The organism is Neptuniibacter marinus, from assembly GCF_001597725.1.
Classification (GTDB): Bacteria; Pseudomonadota; Gammaproteobacteria; order Pseudomonadales; family Balneatricaceae; genus Neptuniibacter; species Neptuniibacter marinus.
In genome coordinates this window covers 72436-89213 of the sequence record NZ_LUTR01000005.1, presented here as the reverse complement: position 1 = coordinate 89213, position 16778 = coordinate 72436, and the positions used below count along the sequence as shown (strand labels likewise).

Annotated in this window: 22 protein-coding genes and 3 tRNA genes; 17 read left to right on the top strand and 8 right to left on the bottom strand. The window is 41.8% G+C overall.

The genetic code is table 11. The features are described 5' to 3' along the window. The first annotated feature begins 51 nt into the window (after positions 1–51). A complete protein-coding gene (locus A3774_RS06225; RefSeq protein WP_067864820.1) occupies positions 52–1152 on the top strand; it encodes a malate dehydrogenase in 1101 nt (366 codons plus the stop codon). Positions 1153–1222: 70 nt separating this feature from the next. Further along, positions 1223–1630 (top strand): secondary thiamine-phosphate synthase enzyme YjbQ, encoded by a 408-nt coding sequence (locus A3774_RS06220; RefSeq protein ID WP_067864817.1) that lies wholly within the window; start codon positions 1223–1225, stop codon positions 1628–1630. A gap of 43 nt (positions 1631–1673) precedes the next feature. Here A3774_RS06220 and A3774_RS06215 read toward each other — a convergent pair whose 3' ends face one another. The 6 genes from A3774_RS06215 to A3774_RS06190 form a co-directional block, all read right to left on the bottom strand. Then, positions 1674–2237, bottom strand: a complete 564-nt coding sequence (locus A3774_RS06215; RefSeq protein WP_082792370.1) for a chemotaxis protein CheW — start codon at positions 2235–2237, stop codon at positions 1674–1676. Positions 2238–2455: 218 nt separating this feature from the next. After that, entirely contained in the window at positions 2456–2767 is a 312-nt protein-coding gene (locus tag A3774_RS06210) for a TusE/DsrC/DsvC family sulfur relay protein (protein ID WP_067864814.1), read from the bottom strand. A gap of 3 nt (positions 2768–2770) precedes the next feature. After that, positions 2771–3070: a sulfurtransferase complex subunit TusB gene (tusB, locus tag A3774_RS06205; RefSeq protein ID WP_067864811.1), complete on the bottom strand. Its 300-nt coding sequence runs from the start codon at positions 3068–3070 to the stop codon at positions 2771–2773. A gap of 2 nt (positions 3071–3072) precedes the next feature. Further along, the gene (tusC, locus tag A3774_RS06200) at positions 3073–3438 is read right to left on the bottom strand and encodes a sulfurtransferase complex subunit TusC (RefSeq protein ID WP_067864808.1); all 366 of its coding nucleotides are present in this window, start codon (positions 3436–3438) and stop codon (positions 3073–3075) included. A gap of 3 nt (positions 3439–3441) precedes the next feature. Beyond that, positions 3442–3834 (bottom strand): sulfurtransferase complex subunit TusD, encoded by a 393-nt coding sequence (tusD, locus tag A3774_RS06195; RefSeq protein ID WP_067864805.1) that lies wholly within the window; start codon positions 3832–3834, stop codon positions 3442–3444. 111 nt (positions 3835–3945) lie between these two features. Continuing rightward, positions 3946–4626, bottom strand: a complete 681-nt coding sequence (locus tag A3774_RS06190) for a Bax inhibitor-1/YccA family protein (protein ID WP_067864803.1) — start codon at positions 4624–4626, stop codon at positions 3946–3948. 129 nt (positions 4627–4755) lie between these two features. Between A3774_RS06190 and A3774_RS06185 the strand changes: the two genes are divergently transcribed. From A3774_RS06185 to A3774_RS06170, 4 genes are all read left to right on the top strand, one after another. Beyond that, on the top strand, positions 4756–5496 hold the full coding sequence (locus A3774_RS06185) for a pseudouridine synthase (protein ID WP_067864800.1): 741 nt from the start codon (positions 4756–4758) through the stop codon (positions 5494–5496). Positions 5497–5545: 49 nt separating this feature from the next. Further along, on the top strand, positions 5546–6568 hold the full coding sequence (locus A3774_RS06180; protein ID WP_082792369.1) for a thioredoxin fold domain-containing protein: 1023 nt from the start codon (positions 5546–5548) through the stop codon (positions 6566–6568). Between the two features lie 98 nt (positions 6569–6666). Continuing rightward, positions 6667–7419 carry a 5'-methylthioadenosine/S-adenosylhomocysteine nucleosidase gene (mtnN, locus tag A3774_RS06175; protein WP_067864793.1) on the top strand — a complete coding sequence of 251 codons (753 nt, stop codon included), beginning with the start codon at positions 6667–6669 and terminating at the stop codon, positions 7417–7419. A 57-nt stretch (positions 7420–7476) separates the two neighbouring features. Beyond that, positions 7477–8658 (top strand): pyridoxal-phosphate-dependent aminotransferase family protein, encoded by a 1182-nt coding sequence (locus tag A3774_RS06170; protein WP_067864790.1) that lies wholly within the window; start codon positions 7477–7479, stop codon positions 8656–8658. A 72-nt stretch (positions 8659–8730) separates the two neighbouring features. On the opposite strand, the gene A3774_RS06165 is transcribed toward A3774_RS06170, so the two are convergent. Continuing rightward, positions 8731–9234, bottom strand: coding sequence for a TlpA disulfide reductase family protein (locus A3774_RS06165; protein ID WP_067864787.1), 504 nt, complete (start codon positions 9232–9234; stop codon positions 8731–8733). Between the two features lie 251 nt (positions 9235–9485). On the opposite strand from A3774_RS06165, the gene A3774_RS06160 reads away from it, so the two are divergent. Continuing rightward, entirely contained in the window at positions 9486–10355 is an 870-nt protein-coding gene (locus tag A3774_RS06160) for an NAD(P)-dependent oxidoreductase (protein WP_067864784.1), read from the top strand. A gap of 114 nt (positions 10356–10469) precedes the next feature. Continuing rightward, on the top strand, positions 10470–10601 hold the full coding sequence (locus A3774_RS17155; protein ID WP_269454613.1) for a hypothetical protein: 132 nt from the start codon (positions 10470–10472) through the stop codon (positions 10599–10601). A 70-nt stretch (positions 10602–10671) separates the two neighbouring features. Here A3774_RS17155 and A3774_RS06155 read toward each other — a convergent pair whose 3' ends face one another. Then, positions 10672–11481: a DUF1853 family protein gene (locus A3774_RS06155; protein WP_067864779.1), complete on the bottom strand. Its 810-nt coding sequence runs from the start codon at positions 11479–11481 to the stop codon at positions 10672–10674. A gap of 78 nt (positions 11482–11559) precedes the next feature. Here A3774_RS06155 and A3774_RS06150 point away from each other — a divergent pair, with 78 nt between their 5' ends. The 9 genes from A3774_RS06150 (at position 11560) to A3774_RS06110 (ending at position 16720) form a co-directional block, all read left to right on the top strand. After that, a complete protein-coding gene (locus A3774_RS06150) occupies positions 11560–11865 on the top strand; it encodes an excinuclease ABC subunit C (protein WP_067864776.1) in 306 nt (101 codons plus the stop codon). Positions 11866–11867: 2 nt separating this feature from the next. Further along, positions 11868–13709, top strand: a complete 1842-nt coding sequence (gene uvrC / locus A3774_RS06145) for an excinuclease ABC subunit UvrC (RefSeq protein ID WP_067864773.1) — start codon at positions 11868–11870, stop codon at positions 13707–13709. A 6-nt stretch (positions 13710–13715) separates the two neighbouring features. Then, the gene (pgsA, locus tag A3774_RS06140; protein WP_067864770.1) at positions 13716–14264 is read left to right on the top strand and encodes a CDP-diacylglycerol--glycerol-3-phosphate 3-phosphatidyltransferase; all 549 of its coding nucleotides are present in this window, start codon (positions 13716–13718) and stop codon (positions 14262–14264) included. A 90-nt stretch (positions 14265–14354) separates the two neighbouring features. Then, positions 14355–14429, top strand: a tRNA-Gly gene (locus A3774_RS06135). Between the two features lie 21 nt (positions 14430–14450). Further along, positions 14451–14524 (top strand) — tRNA-Cys (locus tag A3774_RS06130). Positions 14525–14533: 9 nt separating this feature from the next. Then, positions 14534–14620: transfer RNA gene (locus A3774_RS06125), tRNA-Leu, on the top strand. Between the two features lie 215 nt (positions 14621–14835). Beyond that, positions 14836–15255: a TA system antitoxin ParD family protein gene (locus A3774_RS06120; RefSeq protein ID WP_067864767.1), complete on the top strand. Its 420-nt coding sequence runs from the start codon at positions 14836–14838 to the stop codon at positions 15253–15255. Then, positions 15248–15826, top strand: coding sequence for an AAA family ATPase (locus tag A3774_RS06115; RefSeq protein ID WP_231867954.1), 579 nt, complete (start codon positions 15248–15250; stop codon positions 15824–15826). The genes A3774_RS06120 and A3774_RS06115 overlap by 8 nt, the downstream gene beginning before the upstream one ends. A gap of 411 nt (positions 15827–16237) precedes the next feature. Further along, complete coding sequence (locus tag A3774_RS06110; protein ID WP_067864760.1) at positions 16238–16720, top strand: hypothetical protein; 483 nt, start codon at positions 16238–16240, stop codon at positions 16718–16720. Positions 16721–16778: the final 58 nt, after the last annotated feature.

The window sequence follows — 16778 nt, the reverse complement described above, 5'->3', positions numbered from 1 at the left end:
CTTTGGTATAATTTCTCTATAAATATAAGTATATTCTAAGAGGTTATAGGTATGAGACGTCCCGTTCGTATAGCGGTTACCGGTGCAGCTGGTGCAATCAGTTATAGCTTACTATTCAAAATAGCCGCTGGAGAGATGATGGGAAAAGATCAGCCCGTTATTCTTCAATTAGTTGAACTTCCCCATGCAATGGACTCGTTGCGTGGCGTTGCGATGGAGTTGATGGATTGCGCATACCCATTGCTGCACACCATTACACTGCATGATAGCGTTGAAGCCGGTTTTAGAGGTGCCCATTACGCTCTATTAGTTGGCGCAAAACCACGTGGTCCAGGCATGGAGCGACGTGACCTATTAGAAGAAAATGCGGCAATTTTTGCCCGTCAAGGTAAAGCATTAAACGATTTTGCTAACCGTGATGTAAAAGTATTAGTTACCGGTAACCCTGCAAATACTAATGCATTAATTGCTAGCCGTAATGCGCCAGACCTGAGCCCGTCTCAGTTTACTTGCCTTACTCGTTTAGACCACAACCGTGCAAAAGGTATTCTCGCTAATCACTGTGGGGCAACAACGCGTGATATTGGCGGCATTATGATCTGGGGTAACCATTCGCCAACCCAGTACCCTGATTTACATCAAGCAACGATCCTAGGCAAACCGGCAATGTCTCAGGTTGACACTGCATGGTATCGAGATGAATTTATTCCTAAAGTTCAACAGCGGGGCGGGGAAATCATTGAAGCGCGAGGCCTTTCAAGTGCCGCGTCTGCCGCACAAGCTATTGTCGATCAGATGCGCGACTGGGTTTTAGGAACTGATCCTGGTGAAATCATCAGTATGGGTATATTGAGTGATGGTAGTTATGGGATCGCTAAAGGTATTTTCTATTCATTCCCTGTGCGTTGTAACTACGGACGCTACCAGATTGTGCATGATATTGAAGTAGGGGACTTTAGTCGCCAACGTCTAACAGCGACTGAGCAAGAGCTGCTTGATGAGAAAGAGATCGTTGAGCATCTTCTACCTAAAGAAACAGAAGAATCACATCAGAATTTATCGATCTGTTTACGTTCAGGGGTTACCTTGTATGCGGATAATGCAGGCCCTGATGTAGAAAGTAAGTTTATGACAACCAATCGGGTTATGTGATTGTAGATTCCTCACAGCCATAGACTCAATATTCTTGCTAAAATGCCCCTTTTAAAAAGGGGCATTTTTTATGGTCGACATACTTAGGGTTATTACGCGCCGCCAAGGTTTATATGAATTTACATCGGATTTAGAGCTATTAGTGGAGCGCTCAAAAGTAACTGATGGTATCTGTAATCTTTTAATTCAGCATACAAGTGCGAGTTTGGTTATTCAGGAAAATGCAGATCCTAGCGCTCAAGCGGATCTTGAAAAATGGCTTAATCGCTTAGTACCTGAAGGTGATAGTTTATATACTCATGTCTTTGAAGGCGCTGATGACATGCCCGCGCATATAAAGGCAGCTTTAACGGCAAGTTCTCTTTCTATACCGATTAAAAATGGGCGCTTGTGTTTGGGCGTGTGGCAAGGTGTGTTTTGTTGGGAGCACCGCCATGCGGGTAGTAGGAGGGAAATAGCTGTTCATATAGGTGAGTAATTAAAGGCTACCTTTGGCAGCCTTTAATATATTAAAAAGGCGTTTAGAAGGCCTCTTCATTTTCATCTAAAGGGGTAATGCTTTGTAGCATTTTGAATATATCTAACAAAATAATCAAAATATTATTGTAATAGCACACACCCATTACAAAGCGTTTTGTGGTTTCTTCGCCGGTTGCATTAGGGGCTCGATCAATATCATTTTGCGGCAGATTAATAACCTCATCGGCACTGTCGACCACTAAACCGACAACTTCCTGTTCGTTATATTCAACCACGATAATACGCGTATCATCACTTGGTTTGTGGGCGGCTATCCCAAATAGAAGTCGTGTATCAATAACCGTGACTACGTTACCGCGTAGATTGATAATACCTAGGACATAATCATCAGAGCCGGGAACGGGTGTTATTTCGCTGTAACGCAAAACTTCCTTTACTTGGACTACATCTATGCCATAAAGCTCATTATCAACCTTGAATGTTGCTAGTTGATGGTAGACCACTTCCTCTTGATTGCTTCGTCTGCTTTCAGTTGATTCTTTTTGCTGAAAAGCTTGATCTGCTTGTAAGCTCCGAAGGTGTTCAGCTGCTGATTCTAAACCCATGGTGTTCTACCCATCCAAATTCACTATACAAAAGGTCTCTTTAAAAAATGACTTCTTAAAAAGGCCCTATACTTTTATCCGAGTATCCCATAGCTTGGATACTATTGAAAAGCTTAGAAATATACTTTGTTAAAACATAGACTAATCAATTTAGACTGAAAACCTCAGATATGGAAAAAACCGCGTAGATTTGAGCTTATCAATAATTCGTAGGTTAATTAAATACAGTTATCAGGCTTAGGTAGGCCCGCAATCTTGGCAACGATTTTAGCTGGGCTTCCTGGGAATAGCTTCATCAAGTAGATACTCTTGCCTTTATCTTTTCCAAGTTTCAAGGAAACGGCTTTTACTAGCGGACGCATAGCGGGTGAAAGCTCATAAGTTTGATAAAACTCTCTTACAACAGTGATAATTTCTAAATGTGCGTCGGTTAAGCTAATGCCTTCTGCCGTGGCAATGTCTATTGCCATTTCAGGAGACCAGTCGCTTAAATCACGCAAATAACCTTCATCATCAAATTCTATCGGCATATTTTAGTACCAGCTGACAATTTTGTCGTGTTCACAGCTTAGTTTAACAAAGCCTTGGTCATTAACGCTGCTAAATCTAGGTGAGAGCTTATCTTCTAGACCGCGTGCTTGGATATCAGCTTCTAGTGCGCTTAGTTGAATATCATCAGGCGATAAAGCTTTAAAAAGGCTTTGATGAGCTTCTAAGGCGCTATAAACCGCATCCTCAATAAGTAGTATGGCATCGCCAGAGGATAGGCCATTCAACATATTGAGATATAGAGACTTATTCTGGGGCGTTTTGTTAATTACATGTAAAGTCATAATCAAAAAGTCAGTACAGAATCATTTTGTTGGATAAGTGATGCAATAGCATCTCTTTGGATAAGTGTTACCGGCATAGCTAAATCGTTTTCAGTTAAGCCTATGCTTTCTAAGTCTTCTTCGGTTATGTAGATCTTTTCAATATCATACATAGGTAGAGCACTGAGCATTGCTTCATGTTTTTTCATGTTCAAGGCGTCAGGGGATTGGTTGTTGATGAGTTGGTACAAGCCATCACCGATAAAAAGAAGGGATACCGGCATTTCAAAAATGGAGCAAGTTAGCGCAACATCAAGAGACTCTCTTGCCTTACTTGATCCATAAGGCGCCGATTGGTTGATAATTAATATGCTTTTTTTATCAATCATCTCTTAATTCCCAAAAGTGATAACACGGTCTGAAGCCGCAATGGCTTCAGCAAGCTGGCCTAGTCCAGATAGTTCAAACCCTAAAGCGAGATTAGCATTTTTCTTATCGTATCGTTGCGCTTCATTGTCGTCTAAAACACCGCGTTTAACTGCAGCGGCAATACAAACCACAAGATCTAAATTATGCGTTTTAGCAAGCAACTGCCATGAGGTTAAAAGGTTAGTTTCATCTTGAGGAGGCGCAATCTGTTGATTAGCCACGAGCACGCCATCACCATAATAAAAAATACGAAAAATTTGATGCCCTTCCTCTAACAAGCACTTCGCATAACGGTAAGCGGTTGAGGAGGTTTGCGCACTAAAGGGTGAGGCATGGACGATTAAAGAAAATTTCATAGTATCTGCTGGTTGGAAGTCTACGTTAGGCGCTATTTTTCATCAGCTACAAAATAAAAAGCCCCGCTATCTTATCAAAGAAAGCGGGGCTTTTTCATACTATTACTTTAATTAGTCATCGCTAAGCACGCCAACAAGGCTAAGCAGATGAATGAATAGGTTGTAGATGTTTAGGTACAAACTAACAGTCGCCATAATGTAGTTTGTGTAAGTACCGTTTACGATATTGCTTGTGTCATAAAGGATAAAACCACACATCAGCAATACGACAAGAGCAGAAAATGCTAAATGTAGGGCACCTAGCTGTACACCGAAAAGTGGCAATACAAATAAGGCAACCATGGCAATAATCGCAACCATCATACCTGCTGCTAAAAAGCCTCCCATAAAGCTGAAGTCTTTTTTGCTTGTCAGTACATAAGCGGATAAACCAAAAAAGGTTAAGCCTGTCATGCCAAGCGCTGTCATTACAATCTGCCCACCATTTGCCATGGCAAGGTAGTTATTAATGACAGGGCCTAGTCCAAAGCCCATCATGCCGGTAAAAAGGAAGACAAGCGGAAGAGCAGCAGCACTGTTCTGCTTCTTATTCAAAATGAATAACATAACAAAACTAAGTATAAAGCTGCCTAAGTACACGATCATAGGCATTTGTAGCAGCATTGAAATGCCTGCTGTAATTGCACTAACAACCATCGTCATAGCAAGTAGCATGTAGGTATTTCGAATTACTTTGTTCGTTTGTAAAACTGATTGTTCAGACTGAACATCATAAGTGTTTACGTTACGCATGTTACCCTCGAAGAAAATCCTTGTTTAATATACCTCTATATATAAGCATTTTACTGGGTTTTTCAAGGTCTCTTTACATAGTTTTACGCTCACGTAGAATCAGCCGTCCTCCAAACAGATGAAATCAGCATGAATAATTTAAATATACTCTTTGAAGATGATGACATTATTGCCCTAAATAAACCTTCAGGTTTATTAGTTCATCCTAGTTGGATAGCGCCGCGGGGCACGCCAAATCTAGCCTCTATGCTTAAAGAGTATTTTAATGGCGGGAGCCCTTATACAATTCACCGATTGGACCGGCCAACATCGGGGGTGATTTTGTTTGGTAAAAATAAAGAGATTGCTCAAAAAATGAATTTACTCTTTGCAGAGAGAAAAGTTGAAAAAACTTATCTCTGTATGGTGAGAGGCTATACTCCCGAAGCAGATCTTATCGATTACGCGCTGAAAGAGGAGCTGGATAAGATCGCGGATAAACACGCAAAGAAAGATAAAGAGGCGCAAGAGGCTGTTTCAGAATACCGACGTTTAGCAACAGTAGAGTTAGATATTCCAGTTGGTCGATATGAAAAATCACGCTATTCGCTGGTTGAGGTAAAGCCTAAAACCGGTAGAAAACATCAGATTCGCCGTCATATGAAACATATTTTCCATCCCATTATTGGTGATACAAATCATGGGGATAATAAACATAACAAATCGTTTCGTGAGAACTTCGATTTACAGCGTTTAATGTTAATGGCATCTAATATTAAGTTTGAACATCCTGTCACCCAGCAGATGATGGATATTGGTGCACCGGTTGATCAATATACAGATCAATTATTTAAAAAGTTTGCTTGGGATGGATTGTACCTCTCGGACTAAACACTCATTTAAAGACAATTATCCAGATTGGATAAGCGCAGGTGGTTAAATGCATAGATGGTTAATGTTTTTAGTTGTAATAAGCTTAGGTGTAACCAATGCTTATGCAGATGAGCCTGAGGTGGGCACTCAGATCATTAACTATTCAGGTACTGTAATTGAGGAGCCTTATTGGTTCAAAAACAGCTTTTTAGACCTTGCCGATGATATTCAAGAAGCGGACGAGGAGGGGAAAAATCTATTACTTTATTTTCATCAGGCAGGTTGTCCTTATTGCTATAACTTAGTGCAGCAAACCTTTTTAGATCCTCAGTTAAGCGTCTTTATTCAGGAGCATTTTGATGTGATTGCCCTTAATTTATGGGGGGATCGAGAGATAACATTACCTAGCGGTGAAATATTTACAGAGAAAGAGCTTGCGGTTAAATGGAAAGTACAATTTACGCCAACGCTTATCTTTTTTACAGGGGACCTAGAACCTAGTCTACGAATTGATGGTTATCGTAGTAAAGCCATGCTCGCTAAAATTATGGACTATGTGATTAGCGGCTCACAAGAACCATTTTTAGCCCAACAGATTATCAGTAAAACTACAGGCGTTGAGCTTTATCCTACCTCGGTTTTTAATGAGCTAAAAAAATCATCTCAATTAAATGCAGATCAGCCTGTTGCCGTACTTTTTGAATACCCAGGTTGTGCGGATTGTGAACAGCTTCATAAAACAGTGTTATCACGTAAAGATACCCATCAACTGCTATTGCCATATAAAGCGTTAAGAGTTGATCTGTCTGATGAAAACACGCTACTTACGCTACCTGATCAAGCGCCTAAAACTGCAAAACAGTGGGCGGATGATCTAGGCTTAACCTACTTCCCTAGTCTCGTGTTATTTGATGAAAATAATCAAGAGCGTTTTAGAATTGATAGTTATGTAAGGTCATTTCATTTCCAAGCAGCTTTGGAATACGTCAGTCAAAAAATATATGAAAGAGAACCCGAATTTCAGCGCTATATCAATGAACGTGCAGATAATTTACGAGAGATGAAGAAAAAGGTCGTAATCGTCGAATAAGCAAGGCCTCAATGCTATTTTTTTGTTGACAGCTGTGATCTAATCCGCCACGGATTATCAACATACTTTATATAATAAAACGACGGTAACAGTCTCTAATGAGCACAGATCAAAATATGGCTGATCTGCTTAAGCAGAAAAGCGGTAATGTACGCATCGGAATCATCGGTGCAATGGACGAAGAAGTAAAACTGCTTAAGGCTTCTCTTGAATATAGAGAAGATCATACCGTTGCCGGTTATCATATATATACAGGTAAACTGCACGGCAAAGATATTGTGCTATTACAGTCAGGCATTGGTAAAGTGAATGCTGCGATTGGTACAACCATCTTGTTGCAAATGTTTAAGCCTGATTGCATCATAAATACAGGTTCCGCTGGTGGTTTTGATCCAGAGCTGAATGTAGGGGATGTCGTTATCTCCTCTGAAGTCCGTCACCATGATGTTGACTTAACAGTGTTTGGTTATGTTTATGGCCAAGTACCTCAGCAGCCCGCTTCATTCTTACCTGATGAAACCTTAGCGGCTGTCGCTGAACGTTGTATATCTCGCATGGATGGAGTCAAAACCGTACGAGGTTTGATCGCTACGGGTGATCAATTTATGAATGATTCAGCACGCGTTGAACGCAAACGCGCTCTTTTTCCGACCATGAAAGCGGTTGAGATGGAAGCAGCAGCTATAGCGCAAGCCTGCCATCAATTTTCTACTCCCTTTATTGTTATTCGTGCACTTTCTGATATTGCAGGTAAAGAGTCAGGGGTATCCTTCGATCAGTTTTTAACAACAGCGGCTAAACATTCTGCAGAAATGATCATCGCAATGATTGATGAGTTAGCCGTCAACTGATACAAATAGAGCCTTAAAAATTTACTAGCTTTAGCAAGCGTTAAATAAGGCTCTAAAATGACAACTTCTTTTCACCCTCCAGTACGCACATTAATGGGCCCTGGTCCCTCTGATGTAAGTCCCCGTGTGCTTGCCGCTATGGCGCGACCAACGATTGGGCATCTTGATCCTGAATTTATCCGTATGATGGATGAAGTAAAAGCGATGCTCAAAACCTGTTTTAAAACTAACAATGAGTTAACTATGCCTATTTCGGCCCCAGGCTCCGCTGGAATGGAAGCCTGCTTTGTTAACCTTATTGAGCCTGGTGACAAAGTTATTGTTTGCCAAAACGGTGTATTCGGCGGACGTATGAAGGAAAATGTCCTTCGTTTCGGTGGTGAGTGTATTCTTATCGAAGATGAGTGGGGAACTCCGGTTAGCGTAGAGAAAGTAAAAGCCGCGTTTGCGGAGCACACAAATATTAAAGCCTTGGCTTTTGTTCATGCAGAAACGTCCACGGGTGTTCGCTCGGATGCTAAGGCCCTTTGCGCCATCGCCCATGCTAATAATGCATTATCCATTGTCGATGCAGTTACCTCACTAGGGGGTATTGAGCTTGACGTCGATGGTTGGGGGATTGATGCAATCTATTCCGGTACACAGAAGTGTTTGTCATGTCCTCCGGGTATCTCGCCGGTTAGCTTTAGTGATAAAGCAGTTGATGTGGTTAAAAACCGTAAAACACCCGTTCCAAGCTGGTTTTTAGATACAAATCTAGTAATGGGTTACTGGGGAGGTGGCGGTAAGCGCGCTTATCACCATACCGCACCGGTAAACTCTTTGTATGCGCTTCACGAATCGTTAGTTATGCTTGAGGAGGAGGGTTTAGAAAACGCTTGGGCTCGGCATGAAAAGCATCATCAAGCGCTGCGCGCGGGTTTGGAGGCTATGGGAATTGGCTTTTTAGTTGAGGAAGATAGTCGTTTACCGCAACTGAATTCAGTTTATATACCTGAAGATGTTGATGATGCAGCTGTACGTACCGCATTACTGCAAAACTATAATCTTGAGATCGGAGCCGGTCTCGGCGCCTTAGCTGGTAAAGTTTGGCGCATAGGTTTGATGGGCTCAGCGGCAACGCAACGTAATGTTATGCTTTGCTTAGATGCATTGGAAAACACTTTAGTTGATATGAAAGCACCTATTGATATAGGTGTTGCAGCGCAAGCGGCTGCGGCCGTATTTGCGGCTGAATAACGTGAGTTATCTAAAGATAAACCGGCTTTTGTAAGCCGGTTTTTTATTAGGCGTTAATGATCTATTTATCTTTTAATGGAGAGCGTTGTTTATTAATTGGATGGAGTCATCACTATCCCAATCTCTACCGCCCAAGGTTCGTAAAATTAACTCGCCTTCTTTATCCAGAAGAAGAGTCATTGGCAAACCTCGAATACCAAATCGTTGATAAGATTCTCCCTCTTCATCAAGTAAGATAGGGAAGGTCAGTTCTGTCTCAAGCTCAAGTAAGAAGCTAGACACCGCTGTTGAGCTTTCACCAATATTGATCGCTATTATTTCAAAAGGTTGCTCAGAGAAATGCACTTTTAACCGCTGCATGGATGGCATCTCTTTTACGCAAGGCGGACACCATGTAGCCCAGAAATTAAGGAGTATGATTTTTCCTTTATAATCTGCAAGGTTCACCGTTTCATTATCTGCATCTTTTAAGCTGAGTTTAAAAAGTTCAGAGCCTGTTTCCCCATGTGCGCTAAGAGTCATGCTGAAGGTAATAAATAGCATCAGCAAAAGGCCAATAATTTTACGGAATTTCATTTGATTACCTACTAATGATTTTCAATCATTCTAACAAATTAGTGGGGGTTGTTTTACCTTATGCCGCTTATTGTTCCCTTGATATTATAGAGCTATTTTTAGCTAATGCTTGGCAGCCCAATGTTTACTTAAACTTTATAAACAAGTAGAAAAAAAGAGATGCTTTTGCTTAACTGTTGATTCTTTTAAGTCGTCATGTGGCTTTTCTTAGTACCAATTCGTTAGTTTAACCAGCAATTTATAGGATGATTATGAACGTAGCATTCATTGGCTTAGGCGTTATGGGATACCCAATGGCAGGGCATTTATCTAAAGCGGGTCATCAGGTTAAAGTCTATAACCGAACAACAAGTAAAGCTGAAAGCTGGGTGAAGGAACACAAAGGTAGCTACGGCATTACGCCAGCAGAGGCCGCAACGGACGCAGAGATCATATTTGTTTGTGTAGGTAACGACAATGATTTACGTGATGTAATTTGTGGTAAAGACGGCGTTCTCAAAGGTATTTCAGGGGGCGCGATACTCGTTGATCATACAACCGCTTCAGCAGAAGTGGCTAGAGAGATCTATGCAATCGCTCAAGGACAAAATGTTGGCTTTCTTGATGCGCCCGTTTCAGGTGGTCAGGCAGGTGCAGAAAATGGTGTATTAAGTGTCATGGTTGGTGGCGATGATGCGTCGTTCGCAAAAGCCTCGCCCGTTATTGAGGCTTACGCAAAATCTATACGTTTACTGGGAGAGGTAGGCTCAGGACAGCTAGCCAAAATGGTTAATCAGATCTGTATAGGTGGATTGGTGCAGGCCCTTTCTGAGGCGGTTCATTTTGCCAAATGTTCAGGCCTAGATGCTGAACAAGTATTCGATGTAATTCAGCATGGTGCTGCGGGCTCTTGGCAGATGGCTAATCGCCATCAAACGATGATTAATAATAAGTTTGAATTTGGTTTTGCTGTCGATTGGATGCGGAAAGATTTTGATATAGTACTTTCTGAAGCTCGTAAAAATGGCGCTCGTTTACCTGTTACCGCATTAGTGGATCAGTTTTATGCGGACGTGCAAGCGATGGGAGGTGGGCGTTTAGATACCTCAAGCTTGCTGAAGCGATTAGAAATAGACGAATAAAACCCTTTTATTAGTATGGTTTTTGTGGCCTAGATGCGGATAGACATCATCATTTGAAACTATATAATAAAGTCGATCTCAAAATTATTATTAAAGAATACCAAGGACCGTTCTATGGATAAGTATAGTTTGATCTCTGTTGCACCAAGCTTAGTTATTGTTGCCGCAATGATTATTGGCACAGTGGTTGGCATCGCAACCCTTAAAAAAGTTATAGCTAAAGACGCTGCTTCTGCAGAAAAATAAGTTGTAATTTTGTCAGGCAGGCTAACAATGGTTAGTCTGCCTGAATTACTGTAGGGCAGTATACTTCCTCTTATTCGCACCATTGATTAGGTACGATAAACCCCCGATCGACTTCTCCTCCTGTTGTTTTATCAAACCTAACAACCAACAACGGTTTATCCGAGCCGTCTATAACTAGTTTAAATTGGTTTAGTGTTTTTAGACTGTTTACCTTAGGTGATAGCCAATAAGGTTTTTCGAGAATAGCATAATTAAATTGCTCGCTGAGCAGATGTTGTTCCTGTTGCTTTATCCACCAGCCTTTTTTGTGATCAGGGTTGATTTCAGGATGTAAGGTGCTTAAGTTGCACGGTTGTGACAAGTGGTAAAATAGATAGCCTTGTAACAACATAAGTTTTTTGGAAGGGTGTATATTTAACACCTCGCACTGAGCGCGACCCGCAGGGCTATCAGATAGGCGAAGTTGGTGGTTCAATAATCGTTGGTGTTTTCGATCTAATCGGTCCCGTTTATTAGGCCCGATGAAGTGAGAAAGTTGGCTGCCGTCACCGACACAAAGATAGAATTTAACTGCACATTCTAGATGAAAATCGTACTGCTCTGTTCGGCCTAGGAAGTCATATTCTCCGAGAGTTTTCTTTTGCTCTATGACTTGTATATTTCTTTTTAATTCAATTGGTTGTATCTGTTTATTGATAATCTGATTAACAAGCTGCTCATAGTAGTAACCTATACGATTATGGGTTGAAGCGACCTCTAGCGCCTCAAAAGCTAAAGGGGTTTCAACTTCATTAATCCAGTCGACGGCTGATGTGATCTCATCATTGGTCAGCTTTATTAAAGAGGGGCATTTTAATATCCAAAAAAGGTCGTCTATCATATGAACTATCTAGTTACACATAGGGCTTTAATCGCTTAAAGTATGCCTTAACCCGAATTTGGATTACAGAGAGAAATAATGAGCAGTACAAATAGCAATAAAAAGCCGTTAAATGAGCAAAACCGTGAAGTAATGCTCTCTGATTCTGATATTAACAGTATCATAGTTAATGGGGCTCAAATTTCACTTATGAAGTTACGTAGAGCACGCAGTACTGATGCACGGCTTTGCTATTACGCAGAAATTGGCGTTTATCTTGAAGTTTCTTTATCTAGAGGCGCAGGTATTACTGATGAAACCCTTGAAACCCTTGAAGAGATTCATCGTATTGCCACCCATGAATATATGGATACTCGGAAACTTGAGGCGATGGCAGATAATTAAGCGTGAAACCGGATAATACGACAGAGGGCTTTGATGCCAAAGGCTTCCTTAAACAGCTCACAACGCGCCCTGGCGTTTATCAGATGTATGATCAGGCTGATAAGTTGCTGTATATTGGTAAAGCTAAAAACTTAAAGAATCGCGTTAGTAGCTATTTTAGATCGACGGGACTGAGTATAAAAACAGCCGCATTGGTCGCTAAAATAGCCGATGTGCATGTAACGGTCACTAATAGCGAAACCGAAGCGCTGCTGCTAGAACAGAACCTAATAAAGCAATATAGACCGCCCTACAATATCCTTCTTAGGGATGATAAGTCCTACCCCTATATTTTCATTTCCGATAAGCACACCTATCCGGCTGTCCAGTTTAGTCGTGGAGCTAAACGGAAAAGCGGGCGTTATTTCGGTCCATTTCCTAGCGGTGGGGCTGTTCGAGATAGTTTGAACTTACTGCAAAAAATCTTTCAAATACGTCAATGTGAAGAGAGCTTCTTCAAAAACCGTTCTAGGCCTTGTCTTCAGCATCAAATTAAACGTTGTACAGCCCCTTGTGTTGAAGCTATCTCAGAAGAGGCTTATCAAGAAGATATACGTCATGCGGCTATGTTTCTAGAAGGAAAAAACAGTGCGGTCATGGATGAGGTGGCGAGCCGAATGGAATCAGCCTCGAATGACTTGGATTTTGAGCAGGCAGCAACCTACCGTGATCAATTGATTAGCTTGCAGAAAGTACAGGAGCAGCAATATGTATCAGGTAAGCAGGGTGATGCAGATGTAATTGCCTGTGCGATAAAGCCCGGCGGCGTTTGTATCCATATGCTTTTTGTTCGCGGTGGTCGTATTATTGGTAGTAAATCATATCACCCAAAAGTGGCTATAGAAGAGAGTGAATCAGATATACTCTCATCGTTTATTGCGCAGTGGTATCTTAGCGGCGTTCGAGATATTCCAGCTTATGTTATTGCTTCTCATGAGGTTACTGATAAGTCTTGTATAGAAGACGCGCTGGCAAAAGCAAAAAATAAAAAGGTCACCTTAGCCCATCAGGTCAGAGGCGAAAGAGCAGGGTGGCAAAAATTGGCATATACAAATGCCGAGCAACAGCTGAATAGCTTTCTAGCCAATAAAAAGAATATTTATAATCGTTATTTGGAACTTCAAGAGCTTCTTGGACTTGAAGAAGTGCCGCAGCGTTTAGAATGTTTTGATATTAGCCACAGTTCAGGTGAGGCAACGGTTGCCTCTTGTGTAGTGTTTGATCGTAACGGCCCGCTTAAAAGTGATTATCGGCATTTTAATATTGAAGGCATTACCGGCGGTGATGATTACGCCGCTATGCACCAAGCTTTACATCGGCGTTATACCCGTCTTAAAAAAGGTGAAGGGAAGTTACCTGATGTTTTGATTATTGATGGCGGTAAAGGTCAAGTCACGCAGGCAATGGAAGTTTTAGATGACCTGTCGATCAGTGATGTGCTTGTGATTGGCATCGCAAAAGGCCCAACGCGCAAAGCGGGCTTTGAAGTGTTAATATCAGGTGATACTGGCGAAGAGACGATACTTGAAAGCGATTCAGCGGCCTTGCACTTAATGCAGCATATTAGAGACGAGGCCCACCGTTTTGCTATTACTGGACATAGAGCGAGACGAGGGAAGGCGCGCAAAAAATCAGTTTTAGAAGATATTCCAGGCGTTGGCCCGAAAAGACGGCGCGAATTACTGCGTCATTTCGGTGGAATACAAGAAGTTGAGCGTGCGAGTATTGAAGAAATTGCAAAAGTCTCTACCATAAGCCAGACCATAGCCGAAGAGATCTACTCGGCACTTCATCCTGATGTATAAGAATTGATGAAAATACCAAATATACTGACAAGCTTACGCATTCTACTAATACCTGTATTCGTACTCGTTTATTATTTACCTTATGAGTGGGCACCTATAGCGACAGGTTGCGTGTTTGCTATCGCCGGCTTTACGGACTGGCTTGATGGCTATTTAGCTCGCAAATTGGATCAAGCGTCGCCTTTTGGGGCTTTCTTAGATCCTGTGGCTGACAAATTACTGGTAGCTATATCCCTTGCATTGCTAGTAGAAGGCTATGCAAATTGGTGGATCACAATTCCCGCCGTGGTTATTATCGGTAGAGAGATTGTTATCTCAGCCCTACGTGAATGGATGGCAGAGGTAGGAAAACGCTCAAATGTTGCGGTTTCTCACATTGGTAAGGTAAAAACAGCCTTGCAGATGCTAGCAATTATGCTGATGATTGTTACTGAGCCTTATACGACTATTTCTTGGGCTGGGATTACCGCTTTGTATATAGCGGCAATTCTAACTTTATGGTCTATGTATCAGTATCTTAGAGCTGCTTGGCCCGCTTTATCTGAAGAGATGTAAGTGGTTAATAATTAAGCATAATTTTTTTATCGTAACAGTGTTGACTTATAATAGGGGAACTCTATAATACGCACCACTTGTTACAGCAGAGCGGGAATAGCTCAGCGGTAGAGCACAACCTTGCCAAGGTTGGGGTCGCGAGTTCGAACCTCGTTTCCCGCTCCATATGCTAGATCAAGTTATAGAGGCGCGGTGGCAGAGTGGTCATGCAGCGGACTGCAACTCCGTGTACGCCGGTTCGATTCCGACCCGCGCCTCCATTAAAATTCGCCCGGGTGGTGAAATTGGTAGACACAGGAGACTTAAAATCTCCCGATCGTAAGATTGTACCGGTTCGAGTCCGGTCCCGGGCACCACTTTTCGTGGTGAACTTTAAACCCCGCAAGTTAACGCTTTCGGGGTTTTTTGTTGTCTTTTTTATGTACGCTCCTGTAATTTATAGCCCACTCGAGTGCAGAATGAGTGCTGCCTTCATAGGCCAGTCAAGTCTCGATTAGCTAAAGTTATAGCTCTTTTTTGTAGCGATCTGCTACAATCAGTAAAGAGTTAATAAAATGATAGAGCGTACGATATGGCAAAAGCACATTCCCCGTTGCGTTTAGATGCAAACCTAGTAGAGCAAGCCAAACTATCAGGAAAGCATCTTCACCGTTCGACAGCAGAGCAGATCGAGTATTGGGCGGACATTGGGCGTAGTGTATCTAAAGTAATTACGCCAGAGACTTTGCTGCAGCTCTATGCAGGATTGGTAAAAGTTAAAGTAGAGCCAGTAGATGGTCCAACTGTAGATCCTGATAGACTCTTTGATATATTGGAAGATGATCGGGTAGCGGGTTGTCTCCAAGATAATATTACTTCTAGTTCATTAAAGTATCAGGCTTCAGCTCAATATCCTGGAATGCTAGAGCAGATTGCTTTAGATGGCACTGTTATTGTAGGTCAGTTCGAAAATGGTAAATTTACCCCATCCGCTGGCGTGATTTGTGAGTAATTCCAAGCAGTTATGGATGCTTGTTGGTGGAAATGGTGCAGGCAAAAGCACCTTCTACCGTAAATACCTTGAACCAAAGGGTGTGCCATTTATTAATGCCGATGTGCTCGCAAAGCAAGTCTTTCCTGATGATCCAGAAGGCAATAGTTACGAGGCTGCTCAGTTAGCTACGCAAATGCGTGAGCAGTTACTGATCGATGGTGCTAATTTTTGCTTTGAAACCGTTTTTTCTCATCCCTCCAAAATCGACTTTGTCGCTAAGGCTAAAGCGTTGGGTTATCAGGTTGTTTTAGTGTTTATTCATGTTGATAGCCTTTCATTGAATAAAGCTCGAATATCTCAACGAGTAGAGGAAGGTGGGCACTTTGTGCCGGATGATAAGGTAGAGACCCGTATCTCGAGAACGCTAGCAAATGTACGAAGCGTACTTCCTCTATGTGATCATGTAAGAATTTTAGATAATTCCAGTTGCGGCAGTCCGTATGAGCAAGTAGCTACTATTCGGAATCAAGCAATCACTGAGCATAAGAAACCATTGCCTGCCTGGGCGTCAGATTTGTTATACGAATAACAGGCGGCGTCATAAGTGCAATTATCCATATTATTTCGTATTCCGATTCAGACTTGGGCTCGAGTCCCGCTTTTTTAGGTTTTTAAGCCCCGCAAGTGAGCGCTGCCTGTTTTATTTTGTTGTCTATTTTTACAGCTTAGTTGGTGTGGGATTTAGCGGCCTTTCACTTTTCTGTCTCTGTGCATCTTGGGGTGGTGTGTCGTTATTGGGATTATAGCTTAATGTATCTATGCACTTGTACCTCAGTACAATAATTCCATTAAAGTTGCCAAATTATAATCCTATCAATTAGATATAAGTTTGGTTTGATAATTAATTAGGGCTCAGCAGTAGCTGGCTGAGCCGTTATGTGCTGCTATAATGGAATGAGTGGTTATCGCCTAGCGTGTTAAAGACCTAAAGGAGAAAGGTATGGGTGGTCTATCTAAAGGGGTATTAATTTTATTGGCCGTAGGTGTTGTCGGTGGCCAAATTTTTAGTGCGCTTGATACTCGACCATCAGCTAAGATTACGTCTAATAAATCAGCATCAAGTGAAGCTACCTTTCTAGAGTCTATGGATAATGGCATGGATCCGACCGATATTCTTGAGCCTACTGCGGCAGGAAAAACGCTAAACTCAGCATGTGAAACTGGTTATATTGTGGGTGACTTAAATGATAATCGCTTCTCAGAAATCAGCTACGCATCTATTGATAGCGAAGGTATCACCTATATACAGGTTTCAAGATACAGTCCATCCTATTTAATTCAAGAGCAAGACCAGATTGTTACAGCTACTGAAGTCGATGAGATTCCCGATAGTATAAGACAGCAGTTGCAACGAGACATTATCGAGCCGGATAGATGTAACAATTTGGACCTCTACCTTTCTAAAATAAAAACTGCAGAATAGTTGCGCAGGCCGTAGGAGCATTGCTTTTCGTCAACGACCTGTGAATTTAGTTCTACCT